Origin of the sequence: Jiella avicenniae, assembly GCF_021390325.1 — a bacterium.
Classification (GTDB): Bacteria; Pseudomonadota; Alphaproteobacteria; order Rhizobiales; family Rhizobiaceae; genus Jiella; species Jiella avicenniae.
Map to the genome: position 1 here is coordinate 119,056 of NZ_JAJUWU010000014.1, position 17,051 is coordinate 136,106.

Annotated in this window: 8 protein-coding genes; 3 read left to right on the forward strand and 5 right to left on the reverse strand. The window is 67.4% G+C overall.

Going from position 1 to position 17,051, the window contains the following annotated elements; translation table 11 throughout:
• Positions 1–26: 26 nt before the first annotated feature.
• From treY to LZD57_RS14120, 4 genes are all read right to left on the reverse strand, one after another.
• Positions 27–2,741: a malto-oligosyltrehalose synthase gene (gene treY / locus LZD57_RS14105; RefSeq protein WP_233720120.1), complete on the reverse strand. Its 2,715-nt coding sequence runs from the start codon at positions 2,739–2,741 to the stop codon at positions 27–29.
• Entirely contained in the window at positions 2,738–4,597 is a 1,860-nt protein-coding gene (gene malQ / locus LZD57_RS14110; protein ID WP_233720121.1) for a 4-alpha-glucanotransferase, read from the reverse strand. Before malQ ends, treY begins: the two co-directional genes overlap by 4 nt.
• Complete coding sequence (gene treZ / locus LZD57_RS14115) at positions 4,594–6,426, reverse strand: malto-oligosyltrehalose trehalohydrolase (RefSeq protein ID WP_233720122.1); 1,833 nt, start codon at positions 6,424–6,426, stop codon at positions 4,594–4,596. The genes malQ and treZ overlap by 4 nt, the downstream gene beginning before the upstream one ends.
• Positions 6,427–6,906: 480 nt before the next feature.
• Positions 6,907–7,974, reverse strand: coding sequence for a zinc-binding metallopeptidase family protein (locus tag LZD57_RS14120; protein WP_233720123.1), 1,068 nt, complete (start codon positions 7,972–7,974; stop codon positions 6,907–6,909).
• Positions 7,975–8,184: 210 nt separating this feature from the next.
• On the opposite strand from LZD57_RS14120, the gene LZD57_RS14125 reads away from it, so the two are divergent.
• On the forward strand, positions 8,185–11,625 hold the full coding sequence (locus tag LZD57_RS14125; protein WP_233720124.1) for a transglutaminase family protein: 3,441 nt from the start codon (positions 8,185–8,187) through the stop codon (positions 11,623–11,625).
• Positions 11,626–11,697: 72 nt separating this feature from the next.
• Here the strand turns inward: LZD57_RS14125 and LZD57_RS14130 are convergent, their stop codons facing one another.
• Entirely contained in the window at positions 11,698–13,323 is a 1,626-nt protein-coding gene (locus tag LZD57_RS14130) for an OpgD/OpgG family glucan biosynthesis protein (RefSeq protein WP_233720125.1), read from the reverse strand.
• A gap of 167 nt (positions 13,324–13,490) precedes the next feature.
• On the opposite strand from LZD57_RS14130, the gene LZD57_RS14135 reads away from it, so the two are divergent.
• The gene (locus LZD57_RS14135) at positions 13,491–16,001 is read left to right on the forward strand and encodes a circularly permuted type 2 ATP-grasp protein (protein ID WP_233720126.1); all 2,511 of its coding nucleotides are present in this window, start codon (positions 13,491–13,493) and stop codon (positions 15,999–16,001) included.
• The gene (locus LZD57_RS14140) at positions 15,998–16,876 is read left to right on the forward strand and encodes a transglutaminase family protein (protein WP_233720127.1); all 879 of its coding nucleotides are present in this window, start codon (positions 15,998–16,000) and stop codon (positions 16,874–16,876) included. Before LZD57_RS14135 ends, LZD57_RS14140 begins: the two co-directional genes overlap by 4 nt.
• The last annotated feature ends 175 nt before the right edge of the window (positions 16,877–17,051 follow it).

The window sequence follows — 17,051 nt, forward strand, 5'->3', positions numbered from 1 at the left end:
TCGCCCATGCCCTCGCCGAGCGATCCTCACAGCGCCTCGAGGATGGCGACGGGCAGATCCTTGAACACCGCGGCGATGTCGAGATCGCCGGTCGGCGCGAGCGTTTCGCCGGTGAAGATATTGCGCCAGCCACGCATCTCCACCCCTTCCGGCAACGGCACGGTCGTTCCCTCCCAGCCGTCGACCGCCACCCGCAGGTCCTCGGCACCGTCGAGGAGCGTCAGCGTCAGGCGCGGCGCGACGACGACGACGGTCTTGTCGCCGCCGTCCTCGCGCTTCTGCCGCGCGAAGGCGACGAGATGGGCGGCCCGCGGGCCGGCGGGCGACAGCGGCACGTAGCCGGCTTCGGCAAAGAACTCCGGCATCCTGGCGCGAAGCGCCAGACCGGCGGCCGTCATCCGCGCCTTCAGCGCGCCCGAGCGCCAATTCGCCAGATCCTCGGCAAGGCTTTCCTCCGCGCCGATCACCTGGCTTCGGGCGGCGAAATCCACCCGCCGGCGATTGTCCGGATCGACCAGCGAGAAGTCGTAGAATTCGGTGCCCTGATAGATGTCGGGCACGCCGGGCGCCGCCAGCTTGATCGCGGTCTGGGACAGGGAGTTCAGCGCACCGGCGGCCACGAAGGGCTTGGCCGCCTGCCAGAATTTGGCGATGAACGAGGTGTCTTCGCCGCCCCCGAGCATCGCAGCGACGAAATCGGCGAGCGCCGTTTCGTAGGCTTCGGCCGGCGAGGTCCAGCTCGTCCAGCGCTTGGCTTCCCGCACGGCCTTTTCGGCAAAGGCGGCGAGGCGACCCGCGATCTCGTCGCGCAGGACGTCGTTCGCCGGATCGAAATCGGCCGGGAGCACGCCCAGCAGCGACTGGTAGAGACCCCATTCGGTTTCGGGATCCGGCGAGGACAGGCCCGGCTCGATCCCGATGCGGTAGTCGCTCAGCATTTCGGAGAATTCGCCGACGAGCTCCGCCCAGCGCTCGGGTGCCTCGGAGAGCGTGTAGAGCCGCGCCCGGGCGTCCTCGCCGCGCTTGGTGTCGTGCGTGGAGGTGGCCAGCATCCCGTCCGGCTGGTCTTCGAGCCGGATCTGCATCGCCTCGTGGAAGGCTTCGACGTCGGCGCCGTAATGGTCCGGCTCGCCGCCGACCTCGTTCAACGCGATGAGCCGGTTGTAGCGGTAGAAGACCGTGTCCTCGACGGCCTTGGCCATGACCGCGCCGGTGGTCTGCTGGAACCTGCGGGTGAAGTCGAGCGCGCCGGCGATATCGGCCCCGTCCTCGAAATCGAGCTTCAACAGCCGGCCGATGAACTGGATCGGCTCGTCGGCCTCGACCTCGCGGGAGGTCATGGCGAGATCGACCGCCTCGTCGATGATCGCGACGTCGCGGCGCGACACGCCGTCGACGGAGACGTAGGTGCGATAGACCGGCAGCGCCGCCGCCACCTCGACGATCGCCCGGGCCATGGTGTCGGGGCCGAGGTCGCGCGTCGACAGTCCGCGCGAGGCGACGGAGAGCGCGAGGTTGGTCAGGGCCGAGAGTTCGCCGGCGAGGTTGCGCTGGAAGATCGAACGCTTCTGGCCGCGGATCATCGCCCGCAGATCCGGTTCGGAGCCGATGAAATCGTGATAGGCCGCGGTCATCGCCGCTTCCTTGGCGGGATCGACATAGAGGCCGGACAGGGCGGTGATGAACTCGTAGCCGGTCGTCCCCTCGATCTCCCAGCTGGTGCGAAGGCGCTCGTCGCCGGTGAGGATCTTTTCGACATGGATCGACGGCGAGCGGCGCACCGACTGGAAAGCCTGACGCAGCTGTTCGAGATACCCCTTCGGATCGGCGAGGCCGTCGACGTGATCGATGCGGATGCCGTCGAGCCGGCGCTCGCGGGCGAGCCTGATCACCAGCTGATGGGAGTCGCGGAAGACGCGGCGCGATTCCTGCCGCACGCCGATCAGGTCGGCGATCTCGAAGAAGCGGCGATAGGTCAGCTTCTCGCGTGCCGTTCGCCACCACGCCAGCCGCCAGGCCTGCGCCTCGTGCAGATCATGCAGCGCGCCGCGGTCGGCATTGATGGTTTCGACGGCCCGCCGGAGGGCGAGGGCGAAGTCCTCGTCGTCGAGATGTTCGAGCAGACGTTCGACGAGTTCGTCGGCCTCCGCCGGGGTGGCCACCGAGAAGCGTCGGACCAGACGGTCCTTCTCGGCATGATCGAGCAGGCCGAAGACGTGGCCGTAGGTGCGCGGATCGATCGGCAGACCGTAGCCGGCAGCGTCGAAGCGCAGGGCGCCGGCCTTCTCGTCGAGCCGCACCGACAGATCGCCCGCCTCCAGCGCCTCGCCATAGGGCTTGCCGAGCACCGGGACGAGAATCTTCTCGGCCTCCCAGGCGATGTCGAAGTTTCGCGCATAGCGGCTTTCCGAGCCCCAGCGCAGCACGTCTTCCCACCAGTGATTGGCCGGCGAGACGCCCATGTGGTTGGGCACGAAGTCGAGCAGGAGGCCGAGATCCACCGAAGACAGCGCGTCGCTCATCGCGGTGAAGCCGGCGACGCCGCCGAGGCCCTCGTCGAGGGTGTTGTAGTCGGTGACGTCGTAGCCGTGGGTGGAATTGTCCGCAGCCGCGAAGATCGGGGCGGCATAGAGATGGCTGACGCCGAGCTTCTTCAGATAGGGCGCCAGCGACGCCGCGGTCTGAAAGTCCATGCCCTCCCGGAACTGCAGGCGATAGGTGGCGACGAGCGAACGGCTCATGGGGCTTTCGGCCTCTCTTCGCGCATGGCGGCGGCGAGCCCGAGGAACCGGTCGTTTCCGCCGAGTTCGTCGAGGCTCACCGGCGTCCTGATGCGCCAATTGGGATATTGATCGGTGGTGCCGGGCAGATTGGCCTGGCGCCGCGCGCCGACCATCTCGTCGAGCTGCACGGCGAAGAGCAGGGCGGCGCTCTTGGCCAGATGGCGGTGGATCGCGATGGCGAGGTCCTCGGAGAGGTCCTGCGGCATCGCCGCGTCTCCCCTCACCTCGGCTTCGAGCCGATCCGGCAGCAGGCCGGAGCGATGGAGCGCCTGTAGCAGCATCCGCTTCTCGTCCTGGCGTGAAGCCCGATCGCGGCTCGTCGCCGCCTCGTCCTGGGTGCCGGCCTCGAACCGAAGGGCGATGTCGTTTCCCGTCCACCAGCCGGCGAGGGTCGCCAGATCGTGGGTCGAGATGCAGGCGAGCGACAGGCGCGGATAGGCCTCGGGGGCGATGAAGCTGCCGTCCTGATGGCGTTCGAAATACAGGACGCGATAGGAAAAGACGTTCGCTCCCGCCATCACCTCGCGAAAGCCCGGCGGCACCGTGCCGAGGTCTTCGCCGATGACCAGGCAGCGGTTCTTGCCCGCGGCCGAGGCGACGGCGTCGATCATCGCGCCGAAATGGTAGCGGACGTAGCCGCCGCCGGCCGAGCGCGCCTCGTTCGGGATCCACCACAGCCGGGCGAGACCCATGGCGTGGTCGATCCGCACCGCGCCGGCGTGGCGGGTCAGCGCCATGAAGGCGTCGAAGAGCGGCTTGTGGTCCCGTTCTGCCAGAGCCTTTGGAGAGAGCGGCGCGAGCCCCCAGTCCTGGCCCTGGCTGTTGAACATGTCGGGCGGCGAGCCGACCCGGGCAGCGCTGACGGTGAGCGCCGGATCGGCCCAGGTCTCGGCGCCGTCGGGCGCGACGCCGACGGCGAGATCGAGATAGAGCCCGATCGCCATCCCGGCCGCCTTGGCGCGCGCCTGGGCGCTGGCGAGCTGCTCCTCGGCCTCGAACTGCAGCCAGAGATGAAAGAGGACGCGGTCGCGCTTTTCCTCGGCAAAGCGTGCGACCTCAGCCGAGCCGTGATCCTTCAACGCTTCCGGCCAGTGATGCCAGCCGGCATGCCCGCCCTTGGCGACCTGATCTTCCGAGATCGCCTCGAACAGAGCGAAGCCCGCAAGCGCCTGCCCGCCCTCTTCGACGAAGCGCTGGAACGCCTGTTCGTCTTCCAGTTCGGCCCTGCGGTTCTCAAACACCGCATCGAACAGCGCCCTCTTCAGCCGGCCGACGCCGACATAGTCGAGGAGGTCGCCGTCCGCGGTCTCGAAGAGGGCCGGCGCCTCGACGCGCAGTCTTTCGAGCGCTTCGGGTCCGCCTTCCATGTGATCGACGGCGACGTAGAGCGGATTGAGAAACCGCCGGGTGGAGGGCGAATAGGGGCTGTAGCGGGACGGCTCGGCAAGAAACAGCGCATGCAGCGGATTGACGCCGACGAAGGCGGCACCCTCCCGGCCCGCGAGGATCGCGAGCCGCGCCAGGTCCTCGAAGTCGCCGATCCCGAGATTGCGGGACGAGCGAAGCGCATAGAGCTGGCAGGCGACGCCCCAGTGCCGGTGGGCGGCGATCGCCGGCGGCAGCGGACAGGCGCCCGCCGGCGGTTCGGCTCCGTCGTGGAAGTCGCCTTCGGCGCCCTCTTCCGGGTCGACGCCGAGGGCGCGAAGCAGAGCGCGTTTGGCGTCGTCGTCGATCACCCGGTCCTCGCCGAGTTCGGAAACGTAGGCGAGCTGGATCCCGTGGCTCGCCGCGAGGCGGTCGAGGCGGCCGGTCATCGGGCGATCCCGGTCAGGAGCTTCTGGCCTTCGAGGCGGAAGACGACGGAGGGGCCCGGCAGGACGCCGGTCTTCAGTGCCTCCTCGGCGCCCTTCGGATGCGCATGGAGAAGCTCGCCGCAGGTAAGGTCGCCGGTGACGACGTCGGACGGGAGCGCCCAGGGCTCGTCGTCGAGATTGGCGAAGAGATGCAGCACCGCCCCGTCCTTCAGATGCCAGGCGACGACGAAGGCGAGCGTGTCGTCGGAAACGTGATGTTCGCCGCATCCGCCCGGCAATTCGCCGCGCAACAGCGGCACGATCAGCCTCTGGCGCTTGTCGAGCAGCCTCTTCACCATTTCGAGGCGCCGCCGATAGGTCGGCCGCTGGATCGCCGACCAGTCGAGCTTCGAAGCCTCGAAGGTCGTCTCGGCGTTCGGATCGGGGATCAGCTTGCGCGCGTCCTCGTCGTGGAAGGCGGCGAATTTCTTGAACTCGGCCCGACGCCCCTCGCGCACGGCCGCCCCCAGCTCGCCGTCGAAATCGGTGAAGAAGCAGAACGGGTCGGTGGCCCCGAACTCCTCGCCCATGAAGATCAGCGGGATCTGCGGCGACAAGAGCAGGATCGCCTGCAGGCACTCGACGACCCGGCGCGAGGCGAGATCGGCCAGTCGGTCGCCGAAGGCGCGGTTGCCGATCTGGTCGTGGTTCTGCAGGAAATTCACGAAGGCCGTCGGCGGCAGATGGCCGGACGAGACGCCGACCTCGCGTCCGCGATGCTGCGAATGGTTGCCCTGGAAGACGAAGCCCGTCGCCAGCGCCTTGGCCATCTGCGCCACGGACTTGCGGGAATAGTCGGCGTAATAGCCCTCTTCCTCATGGGTCGCGACGACGTGGGCGGTGTGGTGGAAATCGTCGTTCCACTCGCCGGAGACGAGGATCGGTTGGCCGTTCGCGCGCTCGATGTGCCAGGTGATGTTGCGGTCGTCCTCGGTGGTGATGTGGACGTGGCGACCGGGAAAGGTCTCCCGCACCCGCGCGGCGAGTTCCTTCACCAGCGGCGTGTCGGTGGTATCCTTGATGGAATCGATCGCGTCGAGGCGCAGTCCGTCGATGCGGTACTCTTCAAGCCAGAACAGCGCGTTGTCGATCATGAAGTCGCGCACTGGCTGTTCGTCATAGGCGATCGCCGCGCCCCAGGGCGTGTGGATCTCCTCGTGGAAGAACTCCGGCGCATAGGAGCCGATGTAGTTTCCGTCCGGCCCGAAGTGATTGTAGACGACGTCGAGAAACACCATCAGCCCGCGCTCGTGCGCCGCGTCGACGAGCCGCTTCAGCCCCGCTTCGCCGCCATAGACGTCGTGCGGGCAGTAGAGCAGCACGCCGTCGTATCCCCAGCCGCGGCGTCCGCCGAACTCGGCGACCGGCAGAAGCTCGATGGCGGTGATGCCGGTGTCCTTCAGGTAGTCGAGCTTCTCGACGATGCCGGCGAAGTCGCCGCTCGGGGAAAAGGTGCCGGTGTGAAGCTCGTAGAAGACCGACTCTTCCCAGGCCCGACCGTTCCAGCCGGCGGTCTTCCACTCGTAATCCGTCGGATCGACCAGCACCGACAGCGAATGGACGTCGCCGACCTGCCGGCGCGAGGCCGGGTCGGGCACGACGAGGCCGCTTTCGAGGCGAAAGCCGTAAGCATCCCCCGGTCGGACGCGATCGGTGACGACGCGCCACCAGCCGCCGGCATCCTTCTCCATCGCCAGGAAGTCCGCAGGCTTGCCGGCCCCGTCGCCGAGCGCGAGTTGGATCGACGGCGCGGAGGGTGCCCAGAGGCGGAACTCGGTCCCGCCGTCCACGAAGCGGGGGCCCCATCGTGTCTCGAATGCAAATTGATTGGCAGATCGTGCCATGTGGTCAGTCCCCGTCCCTGAAGGCTGATCGTGAGAATACCGGCTGTAGGGCCTCGACGTCATAGCGCCCCATCGCCCTTCGCACCGCCTTCTAACTAAAGCGGGATACTGCCCTGCCAGCCCCACCTCGACGAGAATTTACGTGCGAATGACCCGATCGCGTCGTCGCTCGATCCGCGAATCGACATCGCACAAAATGCGCAAGCTAGCCTAGCAAAGAGGTCGCAGGTGACGGTAGACGACGTCCACGCCATTTAACGGCAGAAACTCTGCCGACCTTTCGGACGTCTCGAAGTCGGCGCCGCGCCCACCGTCGATCGGGCGATCCTGTGGAAGTGCAACGCGACATTGGACGCACTCCGACTGCAACCATCATTTCCGTCTCTGTCCTGCTGACGTGTCGCGGGTCGCCGGCGCGCGATGCTTTCACTCCACCTTTCCCCGCACCAGATCGTGGATGAAGCCGAGCTTGCCCTTCACCGTCTCGGAGACGACGAAGGGATAGAGATCCTGATGGCCCATCGAGCGGTTGAAGGAATTCAGGGCCGCCGACAGCGCCAGCCAGGCGTCGAGAATGTCGTCGATCGGCTCCTCGTCACGGTAGACGTTGAAGTCGATCGTCGTCGTCAAAAGTCCCGAGTCGCGCACCCGCGGATCGACGGAGACGCCCCACCAGTGGCCGGTCTCGAGGCTGTCGACGATGTGGAGGTAATGCGCCCAGGTCTCGGCGAAATCTTCCCAGGCGTGAGCCCCGGCATAGGACGAGACGTATTCGTCCTGCCAGTTCGGCTTCGGGCCGTTCTCGTAATGGCGCTGCAGCGCCTCGCCGTAGTCCTCGCTGTCGTCGCCGAAGACGGCGCGGCAGGCCTCCAGCGCGCCCGGATTGCCGTCGCGCACCAGCCGGTCCCAGTACCAGTGGCCGACCTCGTGGCGGAAATGGCCGAGGAGGGTTCGGTAAGGCTCCCCCATCGAAGTGCGGCGCTTCTCGCGCTCGGCGTCGTCGGCCTCGGCAAGGGCGATGGTGATGAGGCCGTTGTCGTGGCCCGTCATCACATGCGGCTCGCCCGGGATCTCGGCGAGGAAATCGAAGCCGAGGCCCTCCTCCTCCTCGTCGCGTGTGGAGAGCGGCAGACGGAGCCGCAGCAGCGTGTAGAACATCCGCCGCTTGGCGATTTCCATCTTCTGCCAGCGGGCGAGGTTCTGCGGGTCGGATACGTCCGGCACCGTGACGTTGTGGCGGCAGGCCTGACAGAACTGGTCGGCGCTTTCACCCGTGACCAGCCAGTTGCAGACGCCATACTGATAGTTGGCGCAATATTTCCAGCTGGCCCCGTCGGAATGCGTGCCGGCCGAAACGAAGATGCCGTCCTCCGGCTCGAGGGCCAACATGCGATTGCTTCCAGGCTCGTAGCCGAGCGCGTGATTGCAACGCACGCATACGACGTTCTCGAAAAACACCACGTGCGAGCAGGCCGGGCAGGAAAAGAGCTTCATGGGGTGACCTCGGGCGCGCAACCTGCGCGGAAAACCATTGCGCGCATCAATGTTTACGAGGGGCCCCGGTTCCCTCGCCGAAACTCTCCCCAAAGAAAATCACGCGCCGTTTCTTTCCGCCTTCCCAGATAGTGGATGGACGCGCCTTGCCGCACCGCATGAGGACGATAAGCTTAGGCGGGACATCAAACGGGACGAACGAAAGCGATCATGTCGATTCTTGCCGCGCTCAACCACCTGACGCACTACAAATACGATCGTCCCGTCAATCTCGCCCCACAGGTCATCCGGCTTCGCCCCGCGCCGCATTCGCGCACCAAAGTGCCGTCCTATTCCCTCAAGGTGACGCCGGAAAACCACTTCATCAACTGGCAGCAGGACCCGTTCGGCAACTATCTCGCCCGCTTCGTCTTCCCGGAGAAGGCAACCGAGTTCAAGATCGAGGTCGATCTCCTCGCCGACATGACGGTCTACAACCCGTTCGACTTCTTCGTGGAAGAGGCTGCCGAGGCCTGGCCGTTCGAATACGATCCGATCCTGAAGAGCGATCTCGCCGCCTATCTGGTCCCGGAGCCGATCGGCCCGCTGCTGGAGCAGTTTCTGGAAAGGCTGGACCGTTCCGAGACCCACACGGTCAACTTCCTCGTCGGGCTGAACCAGACGATCGCGAACCGCATCGAATATCTGGTGCGCATGGAGCCGGGCGTTCAGACGCCGGAGGAGACGCTCGAAAAGGGTTCCGGCTCCTGCCGCGACACCTCCTGGCTGCTCGTCAACGTCCTGCGTCGTCTCGGCTTCGCCGCCCGTTTCGTCTCCGGCTATCTGATCCAGCTCAAGCCCGACAAGGTCGCCCTCGACGGGCCGGCCGGCACCAGCGTGGACTTCACCGACCTGCATGCCTGGGCCGAGGTCTACCTGCCCGGCGCCGGCTGGATCGGCCTCGATCCGACCTCGGGGCTCCTCACCGGCGAAAGCCACGTGCCGCTCGCCGCCACGCCGCATTACCGCTCGGCCGCGCCGATTTCCGGCGCCGTCGACTATGCCGAGGTGGAATTCGACTTCGCCATGTCGGTCACCCGCGTCGCCGAGCGCCCGCGCGTCTCCTATCCGTTTTCCGACGAAAGCTGGGAAGATCTCGACGAACTCGGCAAAAGGGTCGATGCCGAGCTGAAAGCCGCCGACGTCCGCCTCACCATGGGCGGCGAGCCGACTTTCGTCTCGATCGACGACTTCGAGGCGGCGGAATGGAACGCCGACGCGACCGGGCCGACCAAGCGCGGCCTCGCCGACGATCTGATCCGCCGCCTGCGCGATCGCTTCGCGCCGGGCGGTTTCCTGCATTACGGCCAAGGCAAATGGTATCCGGGCGAAACGCTGCCGCGCTGGACCTTCTCGCTCTACTGGCGGAAAGACGGCGCGCCGATCTGGCGGAATCCGCAGGCGATCGCCCGGGAAAAGACCGGGGCGAAGGTCGGGCCGGCCGAATCCGAACGCTTCACCCGGGCCGTGGCCGCGGCGATCGGCGTCGATGCCGACAACGTTTTGCCCGCCTTCGAGGACGCCGGCTACTGGCTGCTGCGCGAGTCGCAACTGCCGGAAAACGTCGAGCCGACGGATTCCAAGCTGGAAGACCGGGAGGAGCGCGCCCGTCTTGCCAAAGTGTTCGAGCGCGGCCTGCCCAATCCGACCGGCCACGTTCTGCCGGTCCAGGCGTGGCAGGCGCGGGCGCGGGGCGTGCGCTGGCTGTCCGAGCGCTGGTCGACGCGGCGCCGCCATCTCTTCCTCGTGCCCGGCGATTCCGCCATGGGCTACCGCCTGCCGCTGGCCGCCCTGCCGCATCTCGGGCCCTCCGATTTCCCCTTCATCCATCCCGACGATCCGACCCAGCCCTTCCCGCCGCTGCCGCCCCAGAGCCGCCAGCAATGGGGCCGGGTCGAGATGCAGCAGCATCTCGGCGGTTCGGGCGGCTCCTCGCAATCATCCGACGGCATGAGCCAGTCGATCGGCGCAGACGGGCGGATGCGCCAGGAGATGCAGCCGCTGCCGCCGCTCCCGCAAGGCGCCGCCGCGGGCGGCCTGATGCCGACCTACGGCTCCTTCGCACCGGCGTCGGGCGAGATCGTCGGCCACGTGCGCACCGCGCTGTCGATCGAGCCGCGCGACGGCAAGCTCTGCGTGTTCATGCCGCCGCTGGAATCGACGGAGGCCTATCTCGATCTTCTCGGCGCCATCGAGGAGATCGCCGAGCGCGAAGACCTGCCGGTGCAGATCGAGGGCTATGCGCCGCCGGCCGATCCGCGCCTCAACGTCATCCGCGTCGCGCCGGACCCAGGCGTCATCGAGGTCAACGTCCACCCTTCGGCGTCGTGGGAAGAGGCCAAGGCGATCACCATGGGCGTCTACGAGGACGCCCGCCAGTCGCGGCTCGGCACCGACAAATTCATGATCGACGGCAAGCATGCCGGCACGGGCGGCGGCAACCACGTCGTCGTCGGCGGCGCGACGCCGCTGGATTCGCCCTTCCTGCGCCGGCCGGACCTTCTGAAGTCCCTCGTCCTCTACTGGCAGCGCCACCCGTCCCTCTCCTACCTGTTCTCGGGCCTGTTCATCGGCCCGACCAGCCAGGCACCCCGCGTCGACGAGGGCCGGCACGACCAGCTCTACGAGCTCGAGATCGCCATGGCGCAGGTGACGCGGGACCAGTTCTCCACCCCGCCCTGGCTGACGGACCGGCTGTTCCGCAATCTCCTGATCGACGTCACCGGAAACACCCACCGGGCCGAGATCTGCATCGACAAGCTGTATTCGCCGGACGGGCCGACGGGCCGGCTCGGCCTCGTCGAGTTCCGCGGCTTCGAGATGCCGCCGGACGCCAGGATGAGCCTCGCCCAGCAGCTCCTGATCCGGGCGCTGATCATGAAGTTCTGGAACGAGCCGGAAGAGGGCAAGTTCGTCCGCTGGGGCACGCAGCTTCACGACCGCTTCATGCTGCCGGAATTCGTCTGGGCGGATTTTCAGGACGTGCTCGCCGATCTCGCCCGCTCTGGCTATCCGCTGAAGCCGGAATGGTTCGAGGCCCAGGCCGAGTTCCGTTTCCCCTTCTGCGGCAGGATCGAGCGCGAGGGGATCACGCTGGAGCTCCGCCAGGCGCTGGAGCCTTGGAACGTCATGGGCGAGACCGGCGCGATCGGCGGTACCGTGCGCTTCGTCGACTCCTCGGTCGAACGGCTGCAGGTCAAGCTCTCGGAGTTCATTCCCGGCCGCCACGTCGTCACCTGCAACGGCCGCGAGGTGCCGATGATGGCGACCGGCCGCGGCAAGGAAGCGGTCGCGGGCGTCCGCTTCAAGGCCTGGCAGCCGGCCTCGGGCCTTCACCCGACGATCCCGGTCCACGCGCCGCTCACCTTCGACATCTACGATCGCTGGTCGAAGCGCTCGCTCGGCGGCTGCGTGTACCACGTCGCCCATCCGGGCGGGCGCAACTACGACGTCTTCCCGGTCAACGCCTACGAGGCCGAGGCAAGACGGCTCGCGCGCTTCCAGGACATCGGCCACACACCGGGTGCCTTCGAGCCCGTCCGCGAGATCCCGGACCCGTCCTTCCCGGCAACGCTCGATCTGAGGAGACCGGCGGGGCTGGCGGTGACGTAGGGGGCCGGGAGCCGATCCGTCGGCTCGCCGATTGCGGCAAGCTTCGAACGCTTCGGCCGAAGCTTGCCGGACTCATTTCTCCGGATCTGGCCAGACACGGAACTCGGCCTCTTCCGACAGGATCTTTTCACCATCCTTCAGGATGATCCGAACGTCGGCCGGTTCTCGATCCGTCGTGAAAAGGTCGAACGAGAGCCGCCAGGCATCCATCCTGCCGGGAAGACGTGAGACGCTCGGCTTGAAGATCCGGAAGGCATCCGACTCTATCGATACGAAGTCGGTCGAGGGTTCACGGACGGCGAGTTCGGCTCCCACGAAGTCGGCAAGGATGGTGCGTTCGTCGCGCTCGCCCTCAATGGCGCCGTAGTTCGGCCGGTTCCGGCCGTAGCGAAGACCGTCCAAGCGGGCGAGCGGCGTCGGATTTTCGTTGCCCGACCAGAAGAGGCGGTAGCGCAGCGCCATCTCGTCTCCGGCGGAAACGGGCTCCTCCGGCACGAAGAAGGCGACGATATTGTCCCCGTATTCTGCGTTCGTCGGCAGCTCGACGAGCTGGATCTCGCCCTGGTCGAAGCCCTCCACGGGTTGAACGACGAGATTGGGCCGACGCTCGAAAGCGGCCGGATCCTGGTAGTTTTCGAAGTTCCGGTCGCGCTGAACGAGAGCGAAGGTCTTCAGGCCTTTCGCCGGGTAGCGGGTGACCGTCACCTCGCTCGGATTGGTCAGGGCTCGGAACAGCGGCGGCATGCCCTCGCGCGTCACCACCAGACCGTCCGAATCGTGAATTTCCGGCCGAAAGTCACCTCCGACCCAATTCTTCTGCTCCGAATGCCAGAACATCGAAGTCAGCGGGGCGACCCCGAAGCGCTGGACCCCCTTGCGCATGAAGAGACGTGCGGTGACGTCCATCTTCACGAACGGAAAATGCGTCACCTCGAAGCGAAACGCACCGGTGACGCTCGGCCCTTCGAGAAGCGCGTGGATGGTGATGACGCCGCCGCGCATCGGCTCGACGTAGAAGCGCGTGAAGTCCGGAAACTCTTCCGGCCCCCCATCCTGAGCGGCCGTGTCGATCGCGAGGCCCCGGGCCGAGATGCCATATTGCTTGAGGTCGCCGGAAGAGCGGAAATAGGAGGCGCCGAGAAAGGCCAACCAGTCTCCCGGCTGTCCCGTCCCGCCGTCGCTCGGCTCGTGGACACGGATGCCGGCGAAACCGGCGTCATCCGGCATCTCCCGCGCCGGATTGTTTTCCGGAAACGAGAAATAGCCGCGACGGTAGAGCACCTCGCGAGCCTCGCCGTCCTCGACGGCGAACACCTTCACCGGACGACGCATCAGCTCGCCGAGATGAAAGAACGACACCGCGCCGTCGCGGGAGCCTTCGGCGAAGAGCGCCTTGCGAGCCGGCTGCCAGATTTCTCCGTGCTGGTCGTAGCCGATTTTGTAAAGGACATCCGGCGCGGGATCCGGCGCCGGGACGTAGGGGGTCTCGAGTTTGTCTCTTGCGACCGCGGCCAGACGCTCGAACGAAAACTTCGAAGGCTCGCCGTATTCCAGTGCTTCGCCTCCCGGGAGCCGGCGAAACTCGGGACCATCCTCCTGCCGCGCTTCGGCCTCGCCTTTCGGCCATGCCGGGTCGGGCAGTCCCATCGCAAGGGGCACGAGCCCGAGGGTCAGAAGGCCGCGTCGGGAAAGAAGCATTGAAGGGATCCGCATTGTTCATCGACAGGCGCTGCCATTCGCGTCGAACGACGCGGACCAGCCCTCGCCGCAAATCCCTTCGGCCACCACTTCGCGCAGGCGCCGAGCCTGCACAAGGCCAATCGCTCAAATAACGGCTCGCTGCGACAATTTATCCGTTGCCCTGCGTGCCGGAGAAAATCTGGGCGGGAGCGCGCAACTGGGTCGAGATTTTTCAGCGCTTCGCCGAGGATGGTATAGGATGGCGAACGTTCATCCAACTGCTGGTATCCGTGCTCCCCGAACCCGATCTTCTCCGCCGCTATGCAGCGCTCGCCGCAAATGGTCGGGACGAGATGATCGCGCCGGACGGCAGGATCCGCCCGCATTACGCGCCGCTGATGGCGAAGCTCGGCGCCATGCCGGAGGCGGAGCTTGCCCGGCGATTTGCCTCCTCGCGTCAATATCTCTCCGAGGCCGGCGTGTTCCACCGGGTCTATGGCGAAGGCAGCGAGCAGAGCCACGACTGGCCGCTCGGCCATCCGGCGCTCGTGATCGACCGGGCAGAATGGGCCGAACTCAGTGCCGGCCTCGTCCAGCGCGCCGGGTTTCTCGAAGCGCTGCTCGCCGATCTCTACGGCGAGCGCCGGGTCATCGCCGACGGCGTGTTGCCGGGCATTCTCCTCGGCCGCAATCCCGAGTTCCTGCGGCCCCTCGCCGATCAGGCGGGGATCGGCGCGCCGCTCCTCTCGTTCATCGCCGTCGATCTCGGCCGAGGTCCGGACGGGCGCTGGTGGGTGCTCGGGGACCGCACCCAGGCGCCGTCCGGAGCCGGCTTCGCGCTGGAAAACCGCGTCGCGACCTCCAAGGCCTTTCCGGACGTCTCCCGCGCCCTCAACGTCGAACGTCTCGCGGGCTTCTTCCGCAGGTTCCGGGAGATGCTGTTCGCCCTCGGCGGGCCCGAACGCGCCCGGATCGGCCTGCTGACGCCCGGCCCCCACAACGAGACCTATTACGAACACGCCTATCTCGCCCGCTATCTCGGACTGCTGCTTCTCGAAGGCGGCGATCTCGTCGTCCATGACGACCGGGCGGAGGTGCGGACCGTCGACGGATTCCAGCCGATCCGCGTCCTGTGGCGGCGGCTCGACGCCGATTTCTGCGATCCGCTCGAACTCTTCGGCGGCTCGCGCATCGGTACCCCCGGTCTTGCCCGGGCGGTGCGCTCGGGCGCACTCACCCTCGTCAACGCGCTCGGCTCCGGCATCCTCGAAACCCCGGCGCTGCTCGCCTTCCAGAAGCCCTTGGCTCGGGCCCTCGTCGGCGAGGACCTGACGCTGCCGACCATCGCCACATGGTGGTGCGGGCAGGAAAAGATCCGTCGTTTCGTCGAGGAGAACGCCGCGCGGCTGCAGCTCGGCCCGGCCTTCCCCGGCGCGCCGCCCTTTCCGGTGATGGGCGAGACCGCGACCCGGCCGGATGCGGGCGGACGCAAGGTTCCCGCCTCGACGAGCGAGGGCGTCGCCCTCGTCGGTCAGGAGATCGCCGCCCTGTCGACGACGCCGGTCTGGGGCAGGAAGGGGCTGGAGCCGCGGCCGGTAACGCTTCGCGCCTTCCTGATGCGGGACGAGGACGGCTGGCACGTCATGCCGGGCGGTTTCGCGCGGGTGGCCGATTCCCGCGATGCCCGGGTGATTTCGATGCAGCGCGGCGGCGGCTCGATCGACGTCTGGATCGGCTCCGACACCGCCGCCAAGCCGGTGACGCTGCTCGGCCAGAACGGCGATCGCTTCGCCCGGCGCCTGCCCGGCGCGCTCCCTGCGAGGGCGGCGGACAATCTGTTCTGGCTCGGCCGCTATGCCGAGCGCGGCGAGGTGGCGGCGCGGCTGCTGCGGCTCCATGCCGCCCGCGCCGGCGAGGGCTGGAGCGAGGGCGAACTCGAAGCGCGCATCGCCACGATCCTCGAAGACTACGGCGTCGAGATCGACGGCGGGCGTCCCGAGCGCGGCCTTCTCGCCCTCGCCAGGCAGGCGGCCGACACCGCCTCGCGCATCCGCGAGCGCTTTTCGCCCGACGCCTGGCGCACCCTGAAGGACGTCGTCGCGCTGATCCTCGAGGCCATTGCCGAGAAGGACGAGGACGTCGTCGGCCTGACCAGTTCCGTCCTCACCCATCTTTCCGGCTTCGCCGGTCTCGCCCACGAAAACATGTACCAGTTCACCGGCTGGCGATTCATGCAATGCGGCCGGGCGCTGGAACGCGGCCAGGCGACGGCGGCGACCGTCTCGGCGCTGCTCGCGGCAGAGCCGCCGGCCGGAGCGCTGGAGGCGATTTTGACCTTCACCGATTCTTCCGTCACCTATCGCCGGCGCTATTCGGTCGATCTGTCGGAGGAGACGGTGGTCGATCTCGCCGTGCTCGATCCGCTCAATCCGCGCTCTCTGGCCTTTCAGGTCAACACTTTGGCGGAGGTCACCTCGGCGCTTCCCGGCGTCCATCTCGGCGAGACGCCGGACCTGTTGCTTCGCCGTCTCGCGCGGCTCAAGGTGCGGCTCCAGACGGCCGACGCCGGCGAGGTCGACACCGCCTTTCTCGATCGCATCGTCGGCGATCTCGCGCTGATCTCCGACCTCCTCACCCAACGCTATCTCCTGTCCAGCCCGCGTGCGGCGGCCGAATGGAGCGGGGGGCCGGAATGAAATACGCCATCCGGCTGAAGATCACCTACGACTATCCCTCCGCGGTCAGCGACGCCCGGCACCTTCTGCGCGTTCGCCCGCGGGAAGGTGCCGGCCAGACGCTGCGGAAGATAGCGGTCGCCATCACGCCGCGGCCGGGCGAACACGCGCGCGAGAGGGACTTCTTCGGCAACGCGGTCGACGCCATCGCCTTCTTCACGCCTCAGACCGAGCTGACGGTCCTCATGGAAGCGACGGTGACGGTCGAACGGGTGCCGCCGCCCCTCGCCGTCACGCCCGGTCTCGTCGATGTCGCGGAGGACGCGCTCGCGGCCCGCGACGCGGACGGCGCCTCGCCGCTCCACCATCTCGGCCCCAGCCGGCGGATCGAAACGCTGCCGGCGCTGACAGCCTATGTGGAGCAAACCTTCCAAGCGGCGGCGCGGCCGGCCGGCGAGGCCGTGCTGGCGCTGACGAAGCGCATCCGCGAGGACTTCGCCTACCTCCCCGGCTCGACCAGTGTCGGCACGAGCGTCACCGAGGCCTTCACCGAACGCCGCGGCGTGTGCCAGGACTTCTCGCACGTGATGATCGCGGGGTTGCGGGCGAACGGCATTCCGGCCCGCTACGTCAGCGGCTTCCTGCGCACCGAACCGCCGGAGGGCCAGCCGCGGCTGGAGGGCGCCGACGCGATGCATGCCTGGGTCGAAGCCTGGCTCGGCAACGACATCGGCTGGGTCGGCTTCGATCCGACCAACGGCATCCTCGCCGGCGACGATCACATCGTCGTCGCCGTCGGCCGTGACTATTCGGATGCCCTGCCGATCGCCGGCGCCTTCGTCACCGCGGGACCGCAGGCGACGGACCATTTCGTCGACGTCGTGCCGATCCCGTGAATCGAGGCGTGCCCCGATTGGGCCAAGCCCGACGCGGGACGCAAGGCGACGGCTGGCAGCGGGCCTTCGGGCAGCCATGCCGAGGTGGTGGTCCGTCGCGTTTTTTCCGACCGCTGCAACCTTATCGTAAGGGTGCGTCCGTAATCGTTCGTTACGTCACCTCCGCCCGAGACCC